At 64.3% G+C, this 20,664-nt stretch carries 21 protein-coding genes; 4 read left to right on the top strand and 17 right to left on the bottom strand.

Annotated elements, in window-relative coordinates; genetic code table 11:
* The first annotated feature begins 12 nt into the window (after positions 1–12).
* From HU715_RS10550 to HU715_RS10540, 3 genes are all read left to right on the top strand, one after another.
* Positions 13–1,029 (top strand): alpha-ketoacid dehydrogenase subunit beta, encoded by a 1,017-nt coding sequence (locus HU715_RS10550; RefSeq protein WP_186704933.1) that lies wholly within the window; start codon positions 13–15, stop codon positions 1,027–1,029.
* Entirely contained in the window at positions 1,029–2,141 is a 1,113-nt protein-coding gene (locus HU715_RS10545) for an acetoin dehydrogenase dihydrolipoyllysine-residue acetyltransferase subunit (RefSeq protein ID WP_186704934.1), read from the top strand. Before HU715_RS10550 ends, HU715_RS10545 begins: the two co-directional genes overlap by 1 nt.
* An 83-nt stretch (positions 2,142–2,224) precedes the next feature.
* Positions 2,225–3,289, top strand: coding sequence for a 2,3-butanediol dehydrogenase (locus HU715_RS10540; RefSeq protein WP_225917632.1), 1,065 nt, complete (start codon positions 2,225–2,227; stop codon positions 3,287–3,289).
* A gap of 64 nt (positions 3,290–3,353) precedes the next feature.
* On the opposite strand, the gene HU715_RS10535 is transcribed toward HU715_RS10540, so the two are convergent.
* From HU715_RS10535 to HU715_RS10455, 17 genes are all read right to left on the bottom strand, one after another.
* A complete protein-coding gene (locus tag HU715_RS10535; protein WP_202892772.1) occupies positions 3,354–3,857 on the bottom strand; it encodes a DUF6644 family protein in 504 nt (167 codons plus the stop codon).
* The gene (locus HU715_RS10530; RefSeq protein ID WP_186704935.1) at positions 3,857–4,207 is read right to left on the bottom strand and encodes a DUF6152 family protein; all 351 of its coding nucleotides are present in this window, start codon (positions 4,205–4,207) and stop codon (positions 3,857–3,859) included. Before HU715_RS10530 ends, HU715_RS10535 begins: the two co-directional genes overlap by 1 nt.
* A gap of 29 nt (positions 4,208–4,236) precedes the next feature.
* Positions 4,237–4,791: a DinB family protein gene (locus HU715_RS10525; protein WP_186704936.1), complete on the bottom strand. Its 555-nt coding sequence runs from the start codon at positions 4,789–4,791 to the stop codon at positions 4,237–4,239.
* Positions 4,792–5,024: 233 nt separating this feature from the next.
* Entirely contained in the window at positions 5,025–5,942 is a 918-nt protein-coding gene (locus HU715_RS10520; protein WP_186704937.1) for a dihydrodipicolinate synthase family protein, read from the bottom strand.
* 211 nt (positions 5,943–6,153) lie between these two features.
* On the bottom strand, positions 6,154–7,182 hold the full coding sequence (locus HU715_RS10515; protein ID WP_186704938.1) for a trans-3-hydroxy-L-proline dehydratase: 1,029 nt from the start codon (positions 7,180–7,182) through the stop codon (positions 6,154–6,156).
* Between the two features lie 156 nt (positions 7,183–7,338).
* Positions 7,339–8,061 carry an amino acid ABC transporter ATP-binding protein gene (locus HU715_RS10510; RefSeq protein WP_092172955.1) on the bottom strand — a complete coding sequence of 241 codons (723 nt, stop codon included), beginning with the start codon at positions 8,059–8,061 and terminating at the stop codon, positions 7,339–7,341.
* Positions 8,054–8,704, bottom strand: a complete 651-nt coding sequence (locus HU715_RS10505; RefSeq protein ID WP_186704939.1) for an amino acid ABC transporter permease — start codon at positions 8,702–8,704, stop codon at positions 8,054–8,056. The genes HU715_RS10510 and HU715_RS10505 overlap by 8 nt, the downstream gene beginning before the upstream one ends.
* A 9-nt stretch (positions 8,705–8,713) precedes the next feature.
* Positions 8,714–9,379 (bottom strand): amino acid ABC transporter permease, encoded by a 666-nt coding sequence (locus HU715_RS10500; protein WP_057452167.1) that lies wholly within the window; start codon positions 9,377–9,379, stop codon positions 8,714–8,716.
* The gene (gene lhpI, locus HU715_RS10495) at positions 9,372–11,150 is read right to left on the bottom strand and encodes a cis-3-hydroxy-L-proline dehydratase (RefSeq protein WP_186704940.1); all 1,779 of its coding nucleotides are present in this window, start codon (positions 11,148–11,150) and stop codon (positions 9,372–9,374) included. The genes HU715_RS10500 and lhpI overlap by 8 nt, the downstream gene beginning before the upstream one ends.
* A gap of 10 nt (positions 11,151–11,160) precedes the next feature.
* Positions 11,161–11,979: an ABC transporter substrate-binding protein gene (locus tag HU715_RS10490; RefSeq protein ID WP_186704941.1), complete on the bottom strand. Its 819-nt coding sequence runs from the start codon at positions 11,977–11,979 to the stop codon at positions 11,161–11,163.
* Between the two features lie 233 nt (positions 11,980–12,212).
* A complete protein-coding gene (locus tag HU715_RS10485; RefSeq protein WP_186704942.1) occupies positions 12,213–12,962 on the bottom strand; it encodes an AraC family transcriptional regulator in 750 nt (249 codons plus the stop codon).
* A gap of 246 nt (positions 12,963–13,208) precedes the next feature.
* Positions 13,209–14,465: an NAD(P)/FAD-dependent oxidoreductase gene (locus HU715_RS10480; RefSeq protein WP_186704943.1), complete on the bottom strand. Its 1,257-nt coding sequence runs from the start codon at positions 14,463–14,465 to the stop codon at positions 13,209–13,211.
* Positions 14,462–14,698: a 2Fe-2S iron-sulfur cluster-binding protein gene (locus HU715_RS10475; RefSeq protein WP_186704944.1), complete on the bottom strand. Its 237-nt coding sequence runs from the start codon at positions 14,696–14,698 to the stop codon at positions 14,462–14,464. The genes HU715_RS10480 and HU715_RS10475 overlap by 4 nt, the downstream gene beginning before the upstream one ends.
* Before the next feature lie 185 nt (positions 14,699–14,883).
* A complete protein-coding gene (locus tag HU715_RS10470; protein WP_186704945.1) occupies positions 14,884–15,999 on the bottom strand; it encodes an NAD(P)/FAD-dependent oxidoreductase in 1,116 nt (371 codons plus the stop codon).
* Complete coding sequence (locus tag HU715_RS10465; protein WP_186704946.1) at positions 15,996–16,928, bottom strand: 4-hydroxyproline epimerase; 933 nt, start codon at positions 16,926–16,928, stop codon at positions 15,996–15,998. The genes HU715_RS10470 and HU715_RS10465 overlap by 4 nt, the downstream gene beginning before the upstream one ends.
* A 112-nt stretch (positions 16,929–17,040) precedes the next feature.
* Positions 17,041–17,712 (bottom strand): FCD domain-containing protein, encoded by a 672-nt coding sequence (locus HU715_RS10460; protein WP_186704947.1) that lies wholly within the window; start codon positions 17,710–17,712, stop codon positions 17,041–17,043.
* Between the two features lie 205 nt (positions 17,713–17,917).
* Positions 17,918–19,084 (bottom strand): MFS transporter, encoded by a 1,167-nt coding sequence (locus tag HU715_RS10455; protein ID WP_186704948.1) that lies wholly within the window; start codon positions 19,082–19,084, stop codon positions 17,918–17,920.
* 137 nt (positions 19,085–19,221) lie between these two features.
* On the opposite strand from HU715_RS10455, the gene HU715_RS10450 reads away from it, so the two are divergent.
* Entirely contained in the window at positions 19,222–20,613 is a 1,392-nt protein-coding gene (locus HU715_RS10450; protein ID WP_186704949.1) for an aminotransferase-like domain-containing protein, read from the top strand.
* Positions 20,614–20,664: the final 51 nt, after the last annotated feature.

Below are 20,664 nucleotides of genomic sequence, written 5' to 3'. Positions count from 1 at the left end.
GAGAACTCCATCATGGCGAGAAAAATCAGCTATCAGCAGGCAATCAACGAAGCCCTGGCCCAGGAAATGCGCCGCGACGCCAGCGTGTTCATCATGGGTGAGGACGTGGCCGGTGGCGCCGGCGCCCCCGGTGAGAACGACGCCTGGGGCGGCGTACTCGGGGTGACCAAGGGGCTTTACGACCAGTTTCCCGGGCGCGTGCTGGACACGCCACTGTCGGAAATCGGTTACGTCGGCGCGGCGGTCGGCGCGGCCACCTGCGGCGTGCGCCCGGTGTGCGAACTGATGTTCGTCGACTTCGCCGGGTGCTGCCTGGACCAGATCCTCAACCAGGCGGCGAAGTTTCGCTACATGTTCGGCGGCAAGGCCTCCACACCCCTGGTGATCCGCACCATGGTCGGCGCCGGCCTGCGCGCCGCCGCCCAGCATTCACAGATGCTCACGTCGTTGTGGACGCACATCCCGGGACTGAAAGTGGTCTGCCCATCGTCGCCCTACGACGCCAAGGGCCTGCTGATCCAGGCGATCCGCGACAACGACCCAGTGATCTTCTGCGAGCACAAGTTGCTCTACAGCATGCAGGGCGAAGTGCCGGAAGAGCTCTACACCGTCCCGTTCGGCGAGGCCAACTTCCTGCGCGACGGCAAGGACATCACCCTGGTCTCCTACGGGCGGCTGGTCAACACCGCGATGGACGCGGCGCGCAACCTGGCCGGGCGCGGCATCGACTGTGAAGTGATCGACCTGCGCACCACCAGCCCGCTGGACGAGGACAGTATCCTGGAAAGTGTCGAGAAGACCGGGCGTCTGGTGGTGATCGACGAGGCCAACCCACGCTGTTCCATGGCCACCGACATCTCGGCGCTGGTGGCGCAAAAAGCCTTTGGCGCGCTCAAGGCGCCGATCGAAATGGTCACCGCGCCCCACACCCCGGTGCCGTTTTCCGATGCCCTGGAAGACCTGTACATCCCTGACGCGGCGAAGATCGAACAAGCCGTGCTCAACGTGATCGAGTGGAGCAAGCGCTGATGAGCCAGATTCATACCCTGACCATGCCCAAGTGGGGCCTGTCGATGACCGAGGGCCGGGTCGATGCCTGGCTCAAGGAAGAGGGGCAGGCCATCACCAAGGGCGAGGAAGTGATGGATGTCGAGACGGACAAGATTTCCAGCAGCGTCGAGGCGCCGTTTTCTGGAATCCTGCGCCGGCAGATCGCCCGCCAGGACGAAACCCTGGCGGTCGGCGCCTTGCTCGGCATCGTCGTCGAAGGCGAGGCCAGCGACGCCGAGATCGACGCGGTCATCGAGCAGTTCCAATCCAACTTCGTGCCTGGCGACGCGGCTGATGAGGACAGTGGTCCGAAACCACAGAAAGTCGAGCTGGACGGCCGGGTGATCCGCTATTTCGAGCGCGGCGAGGGCGGTACGCCGCTGGTGCTGGTGCACGGTTTTGGCGGCGACTTGAACAACTGGCTGTTCAACCATGAAGCCCTGGCGGCCGGGCGACGGGTCATTGCCCTGGACCTGCCGGGCCACGGCGAATCGTCGAAGACCCTGCAACGCGGCGATTTGGACGAGCTGAGCGGCGTGGTGCTGGCCTTGCTCGATCACCTGGACATCAACGCCGTGCACCTGGTGGGGCATTCCATGGGCGGGGCGGTGTCGCTGAACGCTGCGCGCCTGATGCCCCAGCGGATACGCTCCCTGACCTTGATCGGCAGTGCCGGCCTGGGTGCGCAGATCAACGGCAGCTACCTGCGAGGGTTCGTCGAAGCGGCCAACCGCAACGCCCTCAAGCCGCAACTGGTGCAACTGTTCTCCAATGCCGAGCTGGTCAACCGCCAGATGCTCGACGACATGCTCAAGTACAAGCGCCTGGAAGGTGTCGACGCGGCGCTGCAGCAATTGTCAGCGACGTTGTTCGCCGACGGCCGCCAGCAGGCGGACCTGCGCGAAGTGGTGCAGGCCGGCCACGTGCCGACCCTGGTGATCTGGGGCAGCGACGACGCAATCATCCCGGCGTCTCACGCCGAAGGGTTATCAGCGCGGGTCGAGGTGCTGGCGGGCCAAGGCCATATGGTGCAGATGGAAGCGGCCGAGCAGGTCAATCGGCTGATCAACGGGTTCATCGGACAGCACTGACCAAGGGGGCGGCGCTTGCATCGTCGTCCTATAAAAATTCTGGAGGCAACGCTATGAACGTTTCTATCAAGCCGACCCGCAGCATGCGCGCCGCCGTCTGGCATGGCCGCAACGACATCCGCGTCGAAGACGTGCCACTGCCGGTTTCGCCCCCCGCCGGTTGGGTGCAGATCCGCGTGCAATGGTGCGGCATCTGCGGCTCCGACCTGCACGAGTACGTGGCCGGGCCGGTGTTCATCCCGGTGGACGCGCCACACCCGCTGACCGGGATCAAAGGCCAGTGCATCCTTGGCCATGAGTTCTGCGGTGAGATCGTCGAACTGGGTGCAGGCGTCGAAGGTTTCAGTGTCGGCGAGCCGGTGGCGGCGGACGCCTGCCAGCACTGCGGCACTTGCTACTACTGCACCCATGGGCTCTACAACATTTGCGAGAACCTGGCGTTCACCGGGTTGATGAACAACGGTGCGTTCGCGGAGCTGGTCAACGTCCCGGCGAACCTGCTCTACAAACTACCGGCCGATTTCCCCGCCGAGGCCGGTGCGTTGATCGAGCCACTGGCGGTGGGCATGCATGCGGTGAAAAAGGCCGGCAGCCTGCTGGGCCAGAACGTCGTGGTGGTGGGCGCCGGGACCATCGGTTTGTGCACGATCATGTGCGCCAAGGCGGCTGGCGCAGCCCAGGTGATCGCCTTGGAAATGTCCGGCGCACGCAAGGCCAAGGCCCTGGAAGTCGGGGCCAGCCATGTGATCGATCCGAATGAATGCGACGCCTTGGCCGAAGTTCGGCGCCTGACGGGTGGCCTGGGTGCCGATGTCAGTTTCGAGTGCATCGGCAACAAGCACACCGCCAAGCTGGCCATCGACCTGATCCGCAAGGCCGGCAAGTGCGTGTTGGTGGGGATTTTCGAGGAACCGAGCGAGTTCAACTTCTTTGAGCTGGTCTCCACGGAGAAGCAAGTGCTGGGCGCGCTGGCCTACAACGGTGAGTTCGCCGACGTGATTGCCTTCATTGCCGACGGACGCCTGGACATCTCGCCGCTGGTGACGGGGCGCATCCAGTTGGAAGAGATCGTCGGGCAGGGCTTCGAGGAGTTGGTCAACAACAAGGAGCACAACGTGAAGATCATCGTGTCTCCCGCACGGATCTGAGGGCGCCCGGGTGGGCGATTTGGCGATGGCCGGCAATGGCCATCGCTTCTTTTTCAGGTGTAGTTCAGGTGTAGGCCAGCAGGCGGCCGCAGAGTATGACCACGATCCATAGGACGATGGAGACCAATGCCTGGGCCTTGGCCAGGCCGGGTGCCTTATGGCCGGTGTTCCATTGCTGGACGGAGCGGTAGGTGCCAACGTGGAACAGTAGGGCGTTAAGGCCCGCTGCCGCGATCAGGTACAGCTTGAGGATGAAGACGTTGTTGCCGGCAAAGTCATGGGGATGAGCACTGAACATCAGCAACCCCGCAGGCACGATCAGCAGCAGGGCCGCAATCGCCCAGGGCAGCAAGTGGCGGGCCAGGGCGGTCACGGCGATGCCCTTGGACAGCCCGAGGACGCGCAGGTCGAACATCACCACCGCGCCCACCAATATCGAAAAGCCGATGATGTGCACCACTTCCACCAGCGGATAGAGCCACAGCTCGCTGCGCATGGCCAACGCCAGGGACGAATCGCCCAACTGGTCCATCCAGCCCTGGGGCGAGCCTGCCGGGGAGGCCTGCATCAGCGCAACTCGGTGGTCTTGCCGTTGATGGTGATGCGTTCGGCGCGCAATTCGTCGGGTTTGTTGCGGTTTGCATAGCCGACCACGGTGGCACTGTTACCTGCTTTGAGCATGTCCTTGCCCAGCCCGCGATTCTCCATGCGGGACGGCGGGGCCAGCACGACGGTCCAGGTTTTGTCGGTGGTTTGCAGGCGCACGTAGCCATGGGGATGGGAATAGCCGGCTTCCTTTATCGTGCCGTCGAGCGTCAGGGGATTGCTGGCGTCGTATTCGCTCCAGCCGTGGTGGGCGAGGGCCGCCGTGGTGATCAGCATCAATGCCAAACCGATGCTACGAAGAATGAAGTTCATGGCAGGGTCTCCTTTGAGGGGGGGGCGGATCAATCTGGCAGGTATTCGCGCCAGACCCGCCGTTCATCCAATTGAAGCAGTTGCTCCTCGTTCTTGCGAAACGGTCGGTCGCAGTCGAGAAAAAACTCATCGAGTTGTGGCGGCGCAACGTGGGTGGCGCTGAGCATGCTGTGGACCTGGCCACGATGATGGATCTGATGCTCGAACAGGTGCAACAGCAGCCGGTCGATTCGTTCACGCACTTGGCCGTCGGTTCGTACCAGGTCGACGGAGCGGGCCAGGTCTTTCTCTCGCAGGGCTTCGCAGAACGCCACCAGCCGCTGGTCGGTCTGGGTCTGGTTGTGCATCAGGTGGGTAAAGGCCAGGGTCTCGGAGAAGTCCTTGATCTGGCCGTCACGGTCGCCTTCCAGGGCGGTGAGGTAATAACGGTCCACTTCCAGGATGTGGCACAGCGTGGCTTGGATGGACGGGAAGAACCCCGTTCGCGGCGCTTCGTATTCGGCCTTGCTCAACTGCGCGCAGGCGCTGAGCAGCCTGTGGTTGGCCCATTGATTGTTCAGGGCCTGGGCCAGGAAATAGTTCATGGGAAGCCTCCCTATCATGTCCGCCACAAATCCTGTGGGAGCGGGCTTGCTCGCGAAGACGGCGGTACATCCAGCATAGCCATGTCAGATAGACCGCTTTCGCGAGCAAGCCCGCTCCCACAGGTTGAGTCGCATGAGCTAACTATTGCGCGTTCACCATCGATCCCTGTGGGAGCGAGCCTGCTCGCGATGGCGGCCGCACAACCACCGCCGGTTAGCGCCATGCCTTGTGATCAAAGCCCCACATCCGGCAACACCGGCCGATTGGCCAGGGCCTTGGCCATGATCTGCTCCACATACACCCGGTCCGCGTCCGGCAGGGCCAGGCGCGGTGGGCGGGTGAGGGCGCTGCCGCGGCCGGCGATGGCTTCGCACAGTTTGATGCATTGCACCAGGTCGGCCCGGGCGTCCAAGTGCAGGATCGGCATCAGCCATTCGTAGATCGGCATCGCTTCGGCGAACCGTCCGGCGCGGGCCAGGCGGAAAATGGTCTCGCCTTCCTGGGGGAACACGTTGGACATGCCCGAGACCCAACCTTCGGCGCCCACGGCAAGGCTTTCCAGCACCACGTCGTCGAGACCGGCGAACAGCACGAAGCGATCGCCGACTTCATTGCGCACGTCGATGAAGCGCCGGGTGTCGCCGGAGGAGTCCTTGAAACACACCACGTTGTCGCAATCGGCCAGGGAAATCAAAATGTCCGGCGTCACGTCATTCTTGTAGATCGGCGGGTTGTTGTAGACCATCAGCGGCACGTCGGCATGGCGGGCCACGTAGCGGAAGTGCTCGGCGGTCTCGAAGGGCTTGGAGCCGTAGACCAGCGCCGGCATCAGCATCACCCCGTCGACACCGACCTTGCGCACTGCGTTGGCGACCTTGGCGGCCTGCACGCTGGTGAACTCGGCCACGCCGCAGATCACCGGCACCCGGCCCCGGGAGGCGTCCACCGCGACTTCGGTCACGGCGATTTTTTCCTCGGCGCTCAGGGAGGTGTTTTCCCCCACCGACCCGCAGACCACCAGGCCGGAAACGCCATCGCGAATGACGTTGGAAATCACTTGGTGGGTTTTTTCCAAGTTGATGGAAAAGTCATCGTTGAATTGGGTGGTGACGGCAGGGAAGACGCCGCTCCAGTTGATGCGTTTGCTCATGGGTTGTCTCCGGTTATGGTATTTCATATACGTAGATAGAGTTGAGTCGATTACAGAGCTTTTGTGGCGAGGGAGCTTGCTCCCGCTGGGCTGCGAAGCGGCCCCAATAACTACCTGGCAACTCGGTGTGTCAGGCAAATCCAGAGGGCCGCTTCGCGCCCCAGCGGGAGCAAGCTCCCTCGCCACAGGGGGATGTGCAACGCTCAAGAAGTCATGCGCCGGGCCAGGTGTCCGAAAGCCGGTAGCCCTGGGGCCACGGATCGGCCGGGTCGAGCAGCAACTGATGGGTCCCGGTGATCCACGCTCGTCCGGCGATGCACGGGTAAATCGCCGGGCGTCCGGCCACCTCGGTCAGTGAGTCGATGCGGCAGTGGAATTCGGAACCGATGATCGAGCGGCCGATAAAACGCTCGCCTACCTGCATCAAGCCCTTGGCCTGCAACACCGCCATGCGCGCCGAGCAGCCGGTGCCGGTGGGGGAGCGGTCGATCTTGCCGGGCTGGATCACCACGGCGTTGGCGCCCGTGGCGATGCCGTCCTCACGGACAATGGGCGCGGCGATCTGGCAGAACGAGATGTGCGACCAGTCGGGGTTCAGCGGGTGCACGAAGCCCAATTGTTCATTGGCGGCGTGGGTGATCTTCAAGCCCACGGCCACCAGCTCGGCGGCTTCATCGGGGCGAATGGCAAAACCCAGGCGCTGGGCATCGACGATGACAAAGCTGTCGCCGCCGTAGGCGGTGTCCACCTGCAACGAACCCAGGCCCTCGACTTCGATCCAGGCATCGAGGCGGTCGGCGAAGGAGGGTACGTTCTTGATCTCGACCCGTTGCACCTTGCCGTCGCGGCAGTCGGCCACGGCTTCGATCAGGCCGCCCGGGGCTTCCAGCACCAGGCGGGTCTGGGGTTCGGTCATTGGCAGGATGCCGCTGTCCAGCAACACGGTGGCGACGCACAGCGAGTTGGAACCGGACATCGGCGGCGTGTCGGCCGGTTCCATGATGATCCAGGCCATTTGCGCCCGCGGGTCCTTGGCCGGCACCAGCAGGTTGACGTGGCGGAACACCCCGCCGCGGGGCTCGTTGAGGACGAAGTTGCGCAGGGTCTGGTCCTGGGCGATCCAGCGTGACTGCTCCCACACCGTGGCGCCGGGGGGCGGCGCGACACCGCCGACGATCACATCGCCGACTTCGCCTTCGGCGTGGCAGCTGATGACATGGATGATTCTGGATGAGCGCATGGATCAAATCCTTGTGTTGTCTTGTAGGGCCTCATCGCGAGCAGGCTCGCTCCCACAGGGTTCTGTGGTGGACACTGATAGCAGGCCATTCCCATAGGAGAGGTGGCATACACAAAACCCATGTGGGAGCGAGCCTGCTCGCGAAGGGGCCATCCGCTATTTCACCGACTTGAGGAACGCCGCCGTCTCCGGCTGCACCGGATTACCAATCACCTGGTCCGGCGGCCCGATCTCATGGACCCGGCCATTGCAAAAAAACGCCACGCGGTCGGACACGTCCCGGGCGAAGCGGATCTCGTGGGTCACCAGCACCATGGTCATGCCGTCTTCGGCGAGCATGCGCATGGTGTCCAGCACTTCGCCCACCAGTTGCGGGTCCAGGGCCGAGGTGGCTTCGTCGAAGAGCATGTAGTCCGGCGACATCGCCAATGCCCGGGCGATGGCCATGCGCTGTTGCTGGCCGCCGGAAAGCTTGCCGGGGAAGGCTTTGAGTTTGTCCCCCAGGCCCACGTGCTCAAGCTGTTTCACCGCCAGGGCCTCGGCGTCCTGTTTGCTTTTGCCCAACACCTTGCGCGGCGCCAGCATCACGTTTTCCAGCACGGTGAGGTGGGGGAAGGCGTTCCATTGCTGGAAGACGATGCCGATCTTTTGCCGCAGGCGATTGAGGTCGGTGGCGCGGTCATGGACCTCGATGCCGTCCACTCGGATGCTGCCTTTCTGGATCGGCTCCAGGCCGTTGATGCACATCAGCAGGGTCGACTTGCCAGAGCCGGAACCGCCGATGATCGACACCACTTCACCCTTGTCCACGGTCAGGCTCACACCCTTGACCACTTCCAGGTCACCGAAGGACTTGTGCACGTTCTCGATCTCAATCATTTTCCTGCCACCTTCTTTCCAGGCGTGCGCCGAGGCGGGCGACCACCAGGCTCATGACGTAGTAAATGAGGCCCGCGATGCACAGCACCAGCAGGGGTTCCTGAATGCGCGTGACGATGGTTTGCGAGGCCCGCAGCAATTCGACGATGCCGATCCACATCACCAGGGCAGTGTCCTTCATCACACCGAGCACGAGGTTCAGCCAGCCAGGAAACGCCACCCGCGTGGCAATCGGCAGGACGATGAAGCGAAGGTCCTGCCCATAGCTCAGGCCCAGCGATCGGCTGGCCCGGCGGGTGCTCAACGGCACCGCCAGCACGCCACCGCGGACGATCTCGGTGAAGTACGCGGCGGCGTAGATCCCCAGGACAATGCAGCCGACGGCAAACGCGCTGAGGTTCAGGCCGACGATGCTCTTGAGGGAGTTGAACAACACGAACTGGATCAGCAGCGGCACGCTGCGAAACACGTCCAGCAGCCAGGCCAGCGGCAGGCTGGCTCGCGGCAACAGCGCCCGCAACAGGCCGAACAGCAACCCGGCGAAGGTGCCCAGCAGGATCGACCACGCGGTCAATTGCACTGTGACCCAAGCACCCTCAAGCAGATACAACACGTCGTTAACGGTAAGGCTTGTAGAAAACATGACCCGCCCTCAATAACGAAACAGCCGCCAGGACAACAGCCGGGCCAACCCGACGATCAGCTTGGCGATCAGGTAGTACAGCAGCGCCGCGAGGGCGAAGTATTCGAAAGTGCGGAAGGTCTTGACGTTGTATTCCTGGGTCACGCCGGTGAGGTCGTTGTTCAGGCCGACCACCACACCCAGGGACGTCATCAGCACCGCCCAGACCATCTGGTTGGTCAGCGGGTAGAAGACGATGCGCAACAATTGCGGGACGATGATCATCCGGTAGGCCTGGAAGGCGCTCATCCCCAAGGAGCGGGCGGCGCGCATTTGCGTACCGGGCACGGCCTTGAGGCCACCGCGAAAGTTTTCTGCCAGGTAGCCGGCGTTGTTGAAGGTGATTCCGGCCAGCAAGGCCAGCCAGGAACTGACGTGCAACCCGAGGGAGCCGAGGCCGAAGTAGAGGATGTAGATCTGGAACAGCGAGGGCGTGTTGCGAGCGATGGACACCCAGCCATTGCCCACGCCCCGCAGCAGGCGATTCGGGGCCTGGCGCATCACCGTCAGCACCAGGGCGATCAGCACGCCGAAAATCATCGACAGCGCGGCGGTCTCGAAGGTCACCCAGGCCCCGGCGAGCATGTCGGGCAGCGCGCGCAAGGCCGGGCGCCATTGGAAGCTGTAGTCAAACATGGGTCGGACTCCCCGTGCGGGCAGTGGGTTGCAGCCACGTCGGCGGCTGGCCGTGGGTCGCGGCAGTGCAGGCGGCCTCGACGCAGTCGGCGAGGGCGGCAAAATGCACCCCGCGACCGACCAGGCCCGGTGCGTAGTGGGCGTATTTGCCGGAGTTGGTCATCAACGTGGTGGCGTGGGGCGGGATCACCGGCTCACCCAACATGCACCAGCAGGTGTCGGTCACCAGCACCGCGCCGAAGGCTTCGATGGCAGTCAGGTATCCGGCTTTGCGCGCTTGTTCCAGCACTGCTCGGCCGCAGGTGATGGCCAGTACCACATACGGATGCTTGATCCGGCCCGCACACAAGGTCGCGAGGGCGGCGAATTCGCTGAGGGAGAAATGCGGGTTGCCCAGGGAGACCACGTCCACCCAGTTATCCCGGGCACTGTTGAGCTCGCGCCAACTGGCAAGCAGGCTTGCGGCATCGACGCTTTCCTGCGGCACGGTGACGTCGCTCGCCAGGACCGCGGCCGGGTCGAGGGCTTCCGGGGTGACCCCGGCGATGTGGAACAACGGTGCGGCGCTGGTGGTGGCGAACGCGGCGCCGAAGGCCTTGAGGTCGTCCAGGGTGGGCGTGGCGTTTTCCAGGCCGCGTATCAATGGGATGCGCCGGCCCGCCAGGCTGCCGATGTGATAGCCCAGCAGCGGATAGAAACTGTCATCGACCTGACCCAGCGTCGGCACGTCGACGATCAGTTGGGCCTTGCGCGAGTCGTCGAGATGGCAGCCGATCAACGGTGCCCGTCCGCACAGGGCGATGCAGATGTCGAGGAAGTCCGGGTACTTTTGCGTGCGCGCGCCCAGCACGCTGTTGGCGTAGACCACCGCGTTGGACTCGGCCCAGACGATTTGCTCGCCGGCCTTTGGCGCGGTCTCCAGCAGGTAGGGGGCGCAGGTAAAACTCAGTTGCGCGCCCATCGCCATGTAGGCATCGCCCAAGGCACTGGCCGGTTCGCCCAGGGCCGGATCGACGCCCAGTTCCCGCCAGCGCCGCTGGTCCACGGAAATGGCATTGAGGGTGGTGGGGACGCGCACCTTCGCCCCCCACTGCACCAGTTGTTCGGCAAAGCGCAGGCTGGCCGGGCCGGTATAGATGCAACCGTCGATGTGGGCCTGGGTCACGTCCAGCAATTGCGTGGCGCCCTGGATCTCGGCCATGCGCAGCACGATGTGCATCGCCACTTGGGCGGCCTTGCCGTGGGTACCGTCGAGCAATGCCCGGTCCTGTTCGCTCAGGTCCAGGGTCGAGAAAGTGGGCGACGCCGACGGTGCTTGCGAACCTTGCCAACCGTCGTTCGGGCGGCGCCCGGTGAGGGTCAGGACGTCGCCTTCGAGGCGGACAAAACCCTGGCCACGCAGCCCATTGAAGGTCTCGTGTCCCACGCACAACACCGGCAGGGACCGCTGGAAAATCACCTGCGCCACCAGTACGCCCAAGGTCAGGATTTCATCGGCTTCGGCTAACACCAGGGCGGCGGGTGCGTGACCGTTGCTGATCAGTTCCATCAAGACGCTGCTGCCGGTGCAGGAGCCGCGTCCGCTGGGAATCGCCAAGACGCGCCCGGCCAGGCGCTCGCCGCTCAAGGGGTGGTGGCGGTCGATGACCTCTCCGCTGGCCGGATCGACCCCACCCCAGAAACTCAGGCCCACCTCGGCGAACAGCAGGGCGCCCTGGGCGGCACCCTCCACCAGGCTGCGGCCTTTCACACGGACAGGCGTGCTTGGCATGGGCCGATCCTCAGTAGTAGACCTGGGGAACGGTCAGGTTGGCCGGCGGGATGTCGGTGCCGACCCATTTGACGAACAGCTCGTTGTAGCGACCCGTGCGCACCTGCTGATTGACGAAGAGGTTCAGGTAGTTGAGCAGGCCGTACTCGCTGCGCTTGGCGCCGAGGGACACGTAGTCGATGACGTAGGGGGCGTCACCGGCAATTTTCAAGCCCTTGTATTTGCCCGACTTGAGGGTCGCGGCGGCGACGGTGTTGGTCACCACGGTGGCATCGATGTGTCCCTGGGCGACGGCCAGCAGGGTGTCGTTCTGCGATTGATAGGCGCGGAAGCTGCCGCTGCCCCAGCTCTTCTGGTCCTTCTCCAGGGCGATGGCTTCGTAGGTGCTGCTGGTGTTGCCCAGGGCTTTGCCCTTGAGGTCGGCGTAGCTGTTGATGCCGGTGTTGTCGCGGGTCAGCACCACCATTTGGAAGGCGAAGTAGGGCACGGTCAGGCCGACGGTCTTGGCCCGCTCCAAGGTGTCGGAGGTGGAGGCGACGATGACATCGGCGCGGCCGGACAGCAGCGCGGGGATGCGGTCGGAGAACGGGGTTTCCACCACCTCGGCATCGACACCGAGGACCTTCGCCAGGTCGTGGCAATAATCCACGTCGAACCCCGCCGGTTTGTTGCTTTCATCGCGAAAGCCCATGGGTGGGAAGTCCAGGGTCACGGCGCAACGTAGCTTGCCGGAGCCGATGATGTCGTCGAGCTTGTCGGCGTGGGCGGGGGCCATGAAAAGCGGGGTGAGGACAACGCTGAGGGCTACGGCCAATGCAGGGTTTTTCATAAATGCCTCGCTGTCGAATAAATGCGGTGAGATATCGTATTGAGGATTTCGTATACGATATTAGATAAGCAATCAGCATGCCTGTTTTGACGCGAGGCGCGGTAATGGCATTGGAGGGTTGATCTAGAGGCATTTTCGCCGAGCGGTGGCGCATCAGGGCAAGTTGCTACGTTGGCTTGGGGTGTTACAGATGGGAGCAGCCATGGGATCCGACGCCCCATCAGGGAACACGATCAGCGCTGACTCTCACGGTATTGGCTCGGCGACAGGCTGGTCAGGGCCCGGAACTGGCGGCTGAAGGCGCTGTGGTCGGTGTAACCGCAGCGCAAGGCGATCTCGGTGATCGGCAGGTCCTGGTCGAGTAACAGCCGCGAGGCTTCCTCCAGGCGTGCCTTGTGGATCATCTGCCGAGGCGTGAGTTGGAAGATGCGTTTGCAGTGCCGCTCCAACTGCGCCACCGACAATTCAGCAATGGCGGTCAGCTCGGCAAGGCTGATGGAGCGGGCGAAGTGCTGCTTGATATGGGCGTCCACCGCCGCCAGTTTGTGAAACGCCGGGTGGCTCGATTGCGGCAGTTGCAGGTCGCGGGAAATGCCGGCCAAGCCGACGATCTGGCCGCTTGGGTCGTGCAGGGCGAGCTTGTGGGTCAGGCACCACACCGGTTGGTTGCCGTAATACAAATGCAGTTCGAGCTGGTCGGCCAACTCCCGCCCGCTGGCCAGCACCCGGCGGTCCTGTTCGGTGTACAGCGGGCCGAATCGCTCGGGAAACACCTGCTCGGCAGTGAGGCCGAGCAGGCCGCCACTGTGTTTGAAACCGCAGCGCCGGGCCAGGGTCTGGTTGACGAAGGCGTAGCGGGCCTGCCGGTCCTTGATGAAAAACACCACGTCGGCGAGGGTGTCCAGCAGCGGGGCGATGGGCTGCAGGCTGCGCAGCAGGGTGTCGAGGTCGCAGGGGGCGAGGGAGGTGAGCGAGGGGTACATGGCCGGCGGCGTCTTTTTGGTGGGAGCGATGGCGCAGTGTCAGTCGAAAATGCGCTGTCTGTCACGCCGCCATCGCGAGCAGGCTCGCTCCCACATGGGTCTTGCGGTGCCTGCAAAGTTAAAGTCCACCTCAAATCCCTGTGGGAGCGAGCCTGCTCGCGAAAGCGGTGGGTCAGCTTGCATCGATGCCGGATGTGCCGACGCATTCGCGAGCAAGCCCGCTCCCACAGAAGAGTCTGTGTGGGATCAGCTGGGAGGGGTTTCTTCCAGCTCCAGCAGGGTCTCGATCCGCGCCGGGCTGAAGGGCGGGCGAGGTGCCGGTGGTGTCCAGCCGAACAGGTGTTCCAGTGCGGCGCCGCACACTCGGCCTTGGCAGGCGCCCATGCCGCAGCGGCTGGCCAGTTTCGCTTCGCGCCAGTTTTCGTGGCCGACCAGTTCGCCATAAGGCACGTCTTCACAGCGGCAGACCAGGGTGTCGCCGCGGGCCAAGGACTTGAGCCGTGGATCGAGGGCGAAGGCCGTGTTCAAGGCCCGGGCGAAACCTTGCCAACGCGCGCGGCGAAGCCACAGCTGCTGGGCGGCTGCGCTATTGCCGACGGCGGCATGGCCGGCAATGGCGCCTTCTACCAGTGCCAGTTCGCTGCCGCCAAAACCGGTGCATTCCCCGGCGGCGTAATGGTCGTGACGCGTGGTCGCTTGCCAGGCGTCAACCGCCAGCGCCTGGCCTTCAACCGCGCAGCCCAGGGCCTGGCCCAACTGGGTATTGGGAATGAGCCCGAAGCCACAGGCGAGCCGGTCGCAGGCCAGTTCAATCGTCTGGCCTTGCTGTTGCAGACGTACGCCTTCGAGCCGTTCCCGACCGAGCGCCTCGACCACGTGGGTGTTGGTGCGGTAGTGCGAATCGAACAAACTGAACGATTGGAAAAACTTCCCCGGCCAGCGCGGCAGTTGCCCGGCGAAACCGGCGACGGCGCCGAAGCGGGCTTGCTCGGCGATGCGCAGCACCTGTGCGCCTTGATGCTTCGCGGTGGCGGCACTGGCCAGCAGCAAGGGGCCGCTGCCGGCGATGACCAGCCGTTCGCCGCGCACCGGCAAGCCGCCCTTGATCAGCGCCTGCAACCCGCCAGCGCCGGTCACGCCGGGCAGGGTCCAGCCGGGAAACGGCAGCAGCAATTCACGGGCGCCGGTGCAGAGGATCAAGCGTTCGTAGCGGATCTGCCAGCCACGCTCGGCATCTTCCACCAGTAAGGTTTTATCCGCCGCGCAGGCGATTACGCGAGTGCCGGCATGGCAGCGGACGTTGGCACAGTTTCGCAGTTGATCGCGCAGGTGCCGGGCTGCGCTGGGCAGGCTGGCCTGGGGACCGTCGCGCCAGATTTGCCCGCCGGGCAGTGGGTTGTCATCGAGCAACACGATGTGTACGCCGCTGCTGGCCGCGGCGAGGGCGGCAGCCATTCCGGCTGGGCCGGCGCCGATGATCAGCAGGTCGGTGGCTTCGTTCATGGTCGGGTCTGCACCTGCATGCCATCGAGGCACAGGGTCTGGCAGGCCAGGCGGCGCCGGCCATCGATCAGCACCCGGCATTCCTGGCAGGTGCCCATGCCGCACAACGGCGCTCGACGCTGGCCGCTGACCGAGGTGCGACTGCAACCGTCCGCGCCCAACGCCAATGCCGCCGCGACGCTGGTGCCGTTGGCGACTGACAGCGGGCGGCCATCCAGGAACATTTCAGGCATGGGTCCAATCCTCCTTGGCTAAGCGAATGTCTTGAACACACCCAAAACCTGTGGCGAGGGAGCTTGCTCGCGCTGGGCTGCGCAGCAGACCCAAAACAGGGCCGCTTCGCGCCCCAGCGCGAGCTTGCTCCCTCGCCACAGGGTCAACCCTATCCCCGGAGCAAACAGGGGAAGTATGCCGGGCTTCAGGCATGGGCCGGTTCTCCCAAAAAACGCTGCGGCAGGTAAGGCTGCGCGGCCAGTGGCGAGGTTTCGTCGAACAACTGCGCCACCAGCAGGTCGGCGGTCGCGGGTGCCGTGGTGACGCCCAACCCCTCGTGACCCACCGCCAGCCACAGCCCCTTGCGCTGCGGATGTTGGCCCACCAGCGGCAAGCCGTCGGGGCTCGCCGCGCGAAAACCGGTCCAGGCCCGGATGCCGTGCAGATGCGCCAACCCAGGCATGTAGTCGACGGCGCGCTTGAGCATCTTCGCCAGCATCCAGCCTTCCACCTGCGGGTCGACGGTGCCGAACTGTCGCGAGGCGCCGATGAATAATTGCCCGGTCGGGCGCGGCTGGATATTGCACGCCACCGACGGCCCGCTCGCGTTGTGGGCGCTGGTGACGTAGCCCAGCTCCACCAGGGTGTGGGTGACGGTGGCGGGGTAGCGGTCGGTGATCAGCAGGTGGCCCTTTTTCGGCTCGATGGGCAGTTCCGGGCACAACTCGGTGGCGTGGATACCATTGGCGAGCACCACCGCATCGGCGCTCAACCAACGCCCGTCGTCGAGGCGCACGCGAGTCCCGTCGATTTCGCTGACGTGTGCCCGCTGCTGGCGAATCTTGGGTGCGTCCAACATCCAGCGCGCGGCGGCCGGGGCGTAGAGGATGCCGTCGCCCTTAATCAGCAGTCCGCCTTCCAGCCCTGGGCGCAGTTCGGGTTCGCGCTGATGCAGGGCGGCGCGGCCAATCAGTTCACAGGCTTCGCCATGGGCCAGCAGGTTCAGGTATTTGCTGTGGGCCACCGCCATTTCCTCGGCATTGGCCGCCAGCCACAAGGTGCCGTTGTTGCGCCAGGCACAATCGTCGGGCAGGGCTGGCGCCAGTTCGCGCCAGCGTTGCAGGGAGTATTGGCTGAGGGCCAGTTCCGCCGGGTTGTCATCCAGCACCAACAAATGCCCCATGCCAGCCGCCGTGGCGCCGTGCCAACCGGCGTCCAGCACCAACACGTTGACGTTACGTCGGGCCAACGCCTGGGCGCAGGCCGCACCGATGATGCCCGCACCGATGATGATCACGTCGGCGACATGGCCCTTGCTCACAGACGAATGCCCCAGGCGAACGGGTCATCCGCTTCGATGATCAGGGTGGTTTCGGCGCTGATGTAGGCGCGACCGCGAATGGTCGGCACGATGCGCTCGCCCGCCTGTTCGTAGGAGCCTTCGAACTCGCTGCCAATGACACTGGCCTGGCGCCAGATCTGCCCGGGTTGCAGTTTTCCATCGGCCGCCAGGCACGCCAGTTTGGCGCTGGTGCCGGTGCCGCACGGGGAGCGGTCATAGGCCTTGCCCGGGCAGAGCACGAAGTTTCGGCTGTCGGCTTGAGGGTCGTCGGCGAACAGTTCGATGTGGTCGATCAGGCCGCCGTCCTCGCCGCGAAAACCCTGTTGCTCCAAGGCTTGCTGCACGGCGTAGGTGTAGGCGGTCAACGCGTCGAGGTTATCGCCGGCGACACGCTGGCCATGCTCGGCGATCAGGAAAAACCAGTTGCCGCCCCAGGCCACGTCGCCCACCACCGGGCCGATGCCGGGCACCTCCAAGGCCAATGCCTGGCGGTAACGGTAGGCCGGCACGTTGCGCACGCTGACCGAGCGGTCTTCGTGCAACGTGGCCTGTACCGTGCCCACCGGGGTTTCGATGTTGTGCACGCCGGGGCCGATCCTGCCCAGGTGGGCCAGTGACGCCACCAGGCCGATGGTGCCGTGGCCGCACATGCCCAGGTAGCCGCTGTTGTTGAAAAAGATCACGCCGGCACAGGCGCTCGGGTCCACCGGCTCACAGAGCAGCGCCCCCACCAGCACATCGCTGCCCCGGGGTTCGAGCACGCAGGCGCTGCGCCAGGCGTCGAACTCCGTGGCCAGGCGTTGCTTGCGCTCGGCCATGCTGCCCTGGCCCAGGTCAGGAAAACCGTCGGTGACCAGGCGGGTCGGTTCGCCGCCGGTATGGGAATCGATCACGGTGATGCGTTTCATGGGAGGGCCACGTCCGTTCAGATGAGTGACGGTAAGCGTGGCCCGCGCCAGGGGATGACGGCTTGAGGGTTTTAACTATCGCCGATGACGAAATCGGCACAGTACCAATGCATCAATGGCTGGAAGGCAGGAACTTGAACAAGGTCTCGCAGACTCCGGCGATGTGTTCGTCCAGCAGCGCCACGGCCCGTTCGACATCACCGGCGCGGCAGGCCTTGATGATTTCCCGGTGCTCGTGATCGGCCCGGTCCTTACCGGCCGACAGGCTCATCTGCATGCGCAAGTACCGCTCCAGCTTGTCGTGCACCGAGCGGATCAGGCTCACCATGAAAGGCCGTTGCGCCGGCTCGTAGAGGCAGGCGTGCAGTTGCCAGTTCAGTTCGGCCCAGCGCCCGACGTCGTCTTCACCGATGAACTCCTGGCAGATGCTTTCGGCGCGGGCGAAGGTGTCTTCGGTCATGTTGGGAATCGCCAGGCGCAGGACTTTGTCTTCCAGGAGCATGCGCACTTCGAACATCTGCGCCAGTTCCGCCTCGGAAATGCGCGTCACCATCGCCCCGCGATTGCGCTGGAACATCACCAGGCCCTCGGCCTCCAGACGCTTGAGGGCTTCGCGCACGGGAATCTTGCTGACGTTGAACTGCCGGGCGATGTCATCCTGGCGAATCGGCTCGTCCTCGGCAAAATGCCCGGCCACGATGGCATCGCGCAGGTGGCGGGTGATGATTTCCGAGGTGGACGGGGTGTTGCCCAGGTCAGGCAGGTTGAACTTGGATAAAGTCACGGCAGCGGGTCGTTCGGCTTAGGTGGGGATATGGTATACGACTTTGCCGGGTGCGGTGTCGAGCTGTCCCAGGCTCCCTCAATCCTCCAGCCAGCCCCCTGTGGCGAGGGAGCTTGCTCCCGCTGGGCTGCGCAGCAGACCCGGGATTTTGCGATTGCTGCGCAATCGAGCGGGAGCAAGCTCCCTCGCCACAACGGTTTTTTGTTCAGCCATGGGAAAAGTGGGCCATATCAGCCTCGGTCCGGACGATGCGCCATCCCGTGACAACCGCCCCCGCCAACAACGCCAGGCCGAACACGATCAACGCCACGTCAGCGCCAAAAGCGTCAGCCAGCAACCCGGTCACCACCACCGGGATGCTGAACCCGACATAGGCGAACAGGAAAAACCCGGCACTGACCCGGGCCTTCTGCGCTCCAGCCATGGCCGTGATGGCCGACAGCCCGCCCAGGTACAGGAAACCGTAGCAGGCGCTGCTGGCTCCCAATGCCCCCAGCAACACGGCGAACAGCGAGCCGACGCTCGCGCCCCAGGCCAGCAGCGCGTAGCTCGCGGGCAGGATCAACAAGCCCAAGCCCGTGGCCCTGGCCGGTTGCATGCGCCGAACCCAGGGCTGGAAGAGCAAGCCGCAACTGATGACCGTGAAGGTCGACAGGCCAGACCAGCGCTGCAAATCGTGGGTCGCCAGCACGGATGGCAATAGGGCGATGACCAGGCCCGACGTCGCCCAGGCCAATAGCATGGAAAAACTGTAGGGCAGGCTGCCGGTGGGGAACAACGGCAGGCGCAGCAGCGGCGCGTCTTTGATTTTCAGCGCCGGGTCCGGGAGCCGCCAGACCACGACGATCGCCAGGGCGGCCAACGCGAGCTGCAACCAGAAGCTACCGGGCGTGGCGCTGTGGTGGACGAACAGGAACAGGCTGGTCAACGCTGCCCCCAGGCCAAAGCCCAGGGAGGTGCTGGCGGTGACCCGGTTGGCCGGTGAGCGGGTATCGCTGGTTGCCATGAGCTCGGCCATATAGGCGGTCGACGTGGCCGAAGCCAGCCCGGTGCCGACTCCCATCATCAGGCGCGCCACGCCCAGCGCCACCAGGTTCGGCCAGAGCAGGGTCACCAGCGTCGCCAACATCGACAGCCCGAGGGCGACCAGGATCAACGGTTTGCGTCCCACCCGGTCGGCCAGCCCGCCGAACGCCAGCAGGACCGGCAACACACCCAGCACATAACCGGAAAACGCCACCGCCGTGGCGCCGGCCCCGTAGCCGGACAACTGCGCATAGGTGGTGTACAGCGGCGCCTGCAGGTTGACCGCGAGGGTGATCAGGCAAAGGCCGAAAGCCAGCCCCCAGGAATGTCGATGCGATGGGTTCAAGGGTGTTCCTTAAAGGGTGTGCATGAAGTCCCGGGGACTATCACTGCCGGGCACAGCGCAAACAAGGAACAGACCCAGGCCATTTGTGCTTAACTGTTCGCTAAAAATTCGAGAACACTTAGCCAAGAGTGCCAGCCGTGGACCTGAAGATTGATCGCAACGTTGTCGAGCCCGTGATCCGGCAACTCGTGACGCACCTCATGGGCTGGATCAACGCCCATGGCATCCGCCCCGGCGCGCGCATGCCGTCCATTCGCCAACTGGCCCGTGAGAACAGCCTGAGCCTGTCGAGCGTGATCAAGGCCTATGACCAACTGGTTGCCAGTGGGGTGCTGGAGTCTCGACATGGCGCGGGTTTTTTTGTCGCGCAGCAGTTGGTCCGACCTGTGGAGCCGGAGCCCGAAACGGATAACGCGCGGTGGCGGTTGTTCGACAATGAATCGACGCAGCTCAAGCTTGGTTGTGGCTGGCTACCCGACGCCTGGCGCGACGACACCGACCTGGGCCAGGCGATCCGCCAAGTGGTGCGCAGCGACAACCACGCGTTGTTCAACTACAGCACCCCGCTGGGCTCGCCTCATCTGCGCCTGCACCTTCAAAAGCGCCTGGGCCTGATCGATATTCATGTCGACCCGGCGCAAATCATCACCACCCAAGGCGCCAGCCAGGGCCTCGACCTGCTGGTGCGAACCTTGCTCAAGCCCGGTGACCTGGTGCTGGTGGAAAGCCCCGGCTACTACAACCTGTTCAATCTGCTGAAGCTGCACGGGGTCAAGACCGTGGCGGTGCCGAGAACTGCGCAAGGCCCGGACATCGCCCGCCTGGAACAGCTTCTCGGCGAGCATAAGCCCTCGTATTTCTTCATCAATAGCATGTACCAGAACCCCACTGGTACCAGCCTGGCGCCGAGCGTGGCCTATCGTCTGCTGCAACTGGCAACCGCCCATGACTTTCGCCTCATCGAGGACGACATCTACGCCGATTTCCAGAACGGTCCGACCTCACGCCTGGCCTCCCTGGATGCCCTGGACCGGGTGATCTACCTGGCGAGTTTTTCCAAGACGCTGTCCAGTTCGCTGCGCATCGGTTACGTGGTCGCTCATCCCGAGATCATCCAGCGCCTGGCCGAGGTCAAGATGGTGACCGGCATTGGTTGTTCATTACTGGCGGAAAACGTAGTGGCGACGTTGCTGGCCAACGGTGCTTATCGCAAGCTGATCCAGCGCTTGCGCCAGCGCCTGAACAAGCAGATGGCAAGTACGCTGCGCCAACTGGACCGGGCCCACTGGGAGGTCTTTGCCGAGCCGATGGGGGGCCTGTTCATCTGGGCCAGGCCGCGTTGCCTGGCGGCGCAGCGGGTGCAGCAGATCGCCCGGGAACTGCAGATCCAACTGTCCCAGGGCTCGACGTTCCTGCCGCAAGGGGAGGTGTGTGATTGGCTGCGGTTGAATGTGGCTTATACCCAGGATGTACGTGCGCAGAGGTTTTTCCAGCGTGTCGAGGAGGAGTCGCTTGCGCTGGGTCAGTAGGGTTTTGGGGGAGATTGTCCTGGCGCCATCGCGAGCAGGCTCGCTCCCACA

It is taken from the genome of Pseudomonas zanjanensis (assembly GCF_014268745.2).
In the GTDB taxonomy this organism is placed as follows: Bacteria; Pseudomonadota; Gammaproteobacteria; order Pseudomonadales; family Pseudomonadaceae; genus Aquipseudomonas; species Aquipseudomonas zanjanensis.
The sequence above is the reverse complement of the archived record's forward strand: the minus strand, read 5'-3'. Positions and strand labels throughout refer to the sequence as shown.

What these genes read in the sequence shown, in the direction of transcription:
- HU715_RS10550 (WP_186704933.1), top strand. Translation starts at nt 13, where the DNA reads ATGGCGAGAAAAATCAGCTATCAGCAGGCAATCAACGAAGCCCTGGCC.
- HU715_RS10545 (WP_186704934.1), top strand. Translation starts at nt 1,029, where the DNA reads ATGAGCCAGATTCATACCCTGACCATGCCCAAGTGGGGCCTGTCGATG.
- HU715_RS10540 (WP_225917632.1), top strand. Translation starts at nt 2,225, where the DNA reads ATGCGCGCCGCCGTCTGGCATGGCCGCAACGACATCCGCGTCGAAGAC.
- HU715_RS10535 (WP_202892772.1), bottom strand. Translation starts at nt 3,857, where the DNA reads ATGCAGGCCTCCCCGGCAGGCTCGCCCCAGGGCTGGATGGACCAGTTG.
- HU715_RS10530 (WP_186704935.1), bottom strand. Translation starts at nt 4,207, where the DNA reads ATGAACTTCATTCTTCGTAGCATCGGTTTGGCATTGATGCTGATCACC.
- HU715_RS10525 (WP_186704936.1), bottom strand. Translation starts at nt 4,791, where the DNA reads ATGAACTATTTCCTGGCCCAGGCCCTGAACAATCAATGGGCCAACCAC.
- HU715_RS10520 (WP_186704937.1), bottom strand. Translation starts at nt 5,942, where the DNA reads ATGAGCAAACGCATCAACTGGAGCGGCGTCTTCCCTGCCGTCACCACC.
- HU715_RS10515 (WP_186704938.1), bottom strand. Translation starts at nt 7,182, where the DNA reads ATGCGCTCATCCAGAATCATCCATGTCATCAGCTGCCACGCCGAAGGC.
- HU715_RS10510 (WP_092172955.1), bottom strand. Translation starts at nt 8,061, where the DNA reads ATGATTGAGATCGAGAACGTGCACAAGTCCTTCGGTGACCTGGAAGTG.
- HU715_RS10505 (WP_186704939.1), bottom strand. Translation starts at nt 8,704, where the DNA reads ATGTTTTCTACAAGCCTTACCGTTAACGACGTGTTGTATCTGCTTGAG.
- HU715_RS10500 (WP_057452167.1), bottom strand. Translation starts at nt 9,379, where the DNA reads ATGTTTGACTACAGCTTCCAATGGCGCCCGGCCTTGCGCGCGCTGCCC.
- lhpI (WP_186704940.1), bottom strand. Translation starts at nt 11,150, where the DNA reads ATGCCAAGCACGCCTGTCCGTGTGAAAGGCCGCAGCCTGGTGGAGGGT.
- HU715_RS10490 (WP_186704941.1), bottom strand. Translation starts at nt 11,979, where the DNA reads ATGAAAAACCCTGCATTGGCCGTAGCCCTCAGCGTTGTCCTCACCCCG.
- HU715_RS10485 (WP_186704942.1), bottom strand. Translation starts at nt 12,962, where the DNA reads ATGTACCCCTCGCTCACCTCCCTCGCCCCCTGCGACCTCGACACCCTG.
- HU715_RS10480 (WP_186704943.1), bottom strand. Translation starts at nt 14,465, where the DNA reads ATGAACGAAGCCACCGACCTGCTGATCATCGGCGCCGGCCCAGCCGGA.
- HU715_RS10475 (WP_186704944.1), bottom strand. Translation starts at nt 14,698, where the DNA reads ATGCCTGAAATGTTCCTGGATGGCCGCCCGCTGTCAGTCGCCAACGGC.
- HU715_RS10465 (WP_186704946.1), bottom strand. Translation starts at nt 16,928, where the DNA reads ATGAAACGCATCACCGTGATCGATTCCCATACCGGCGGCGAACCGACC.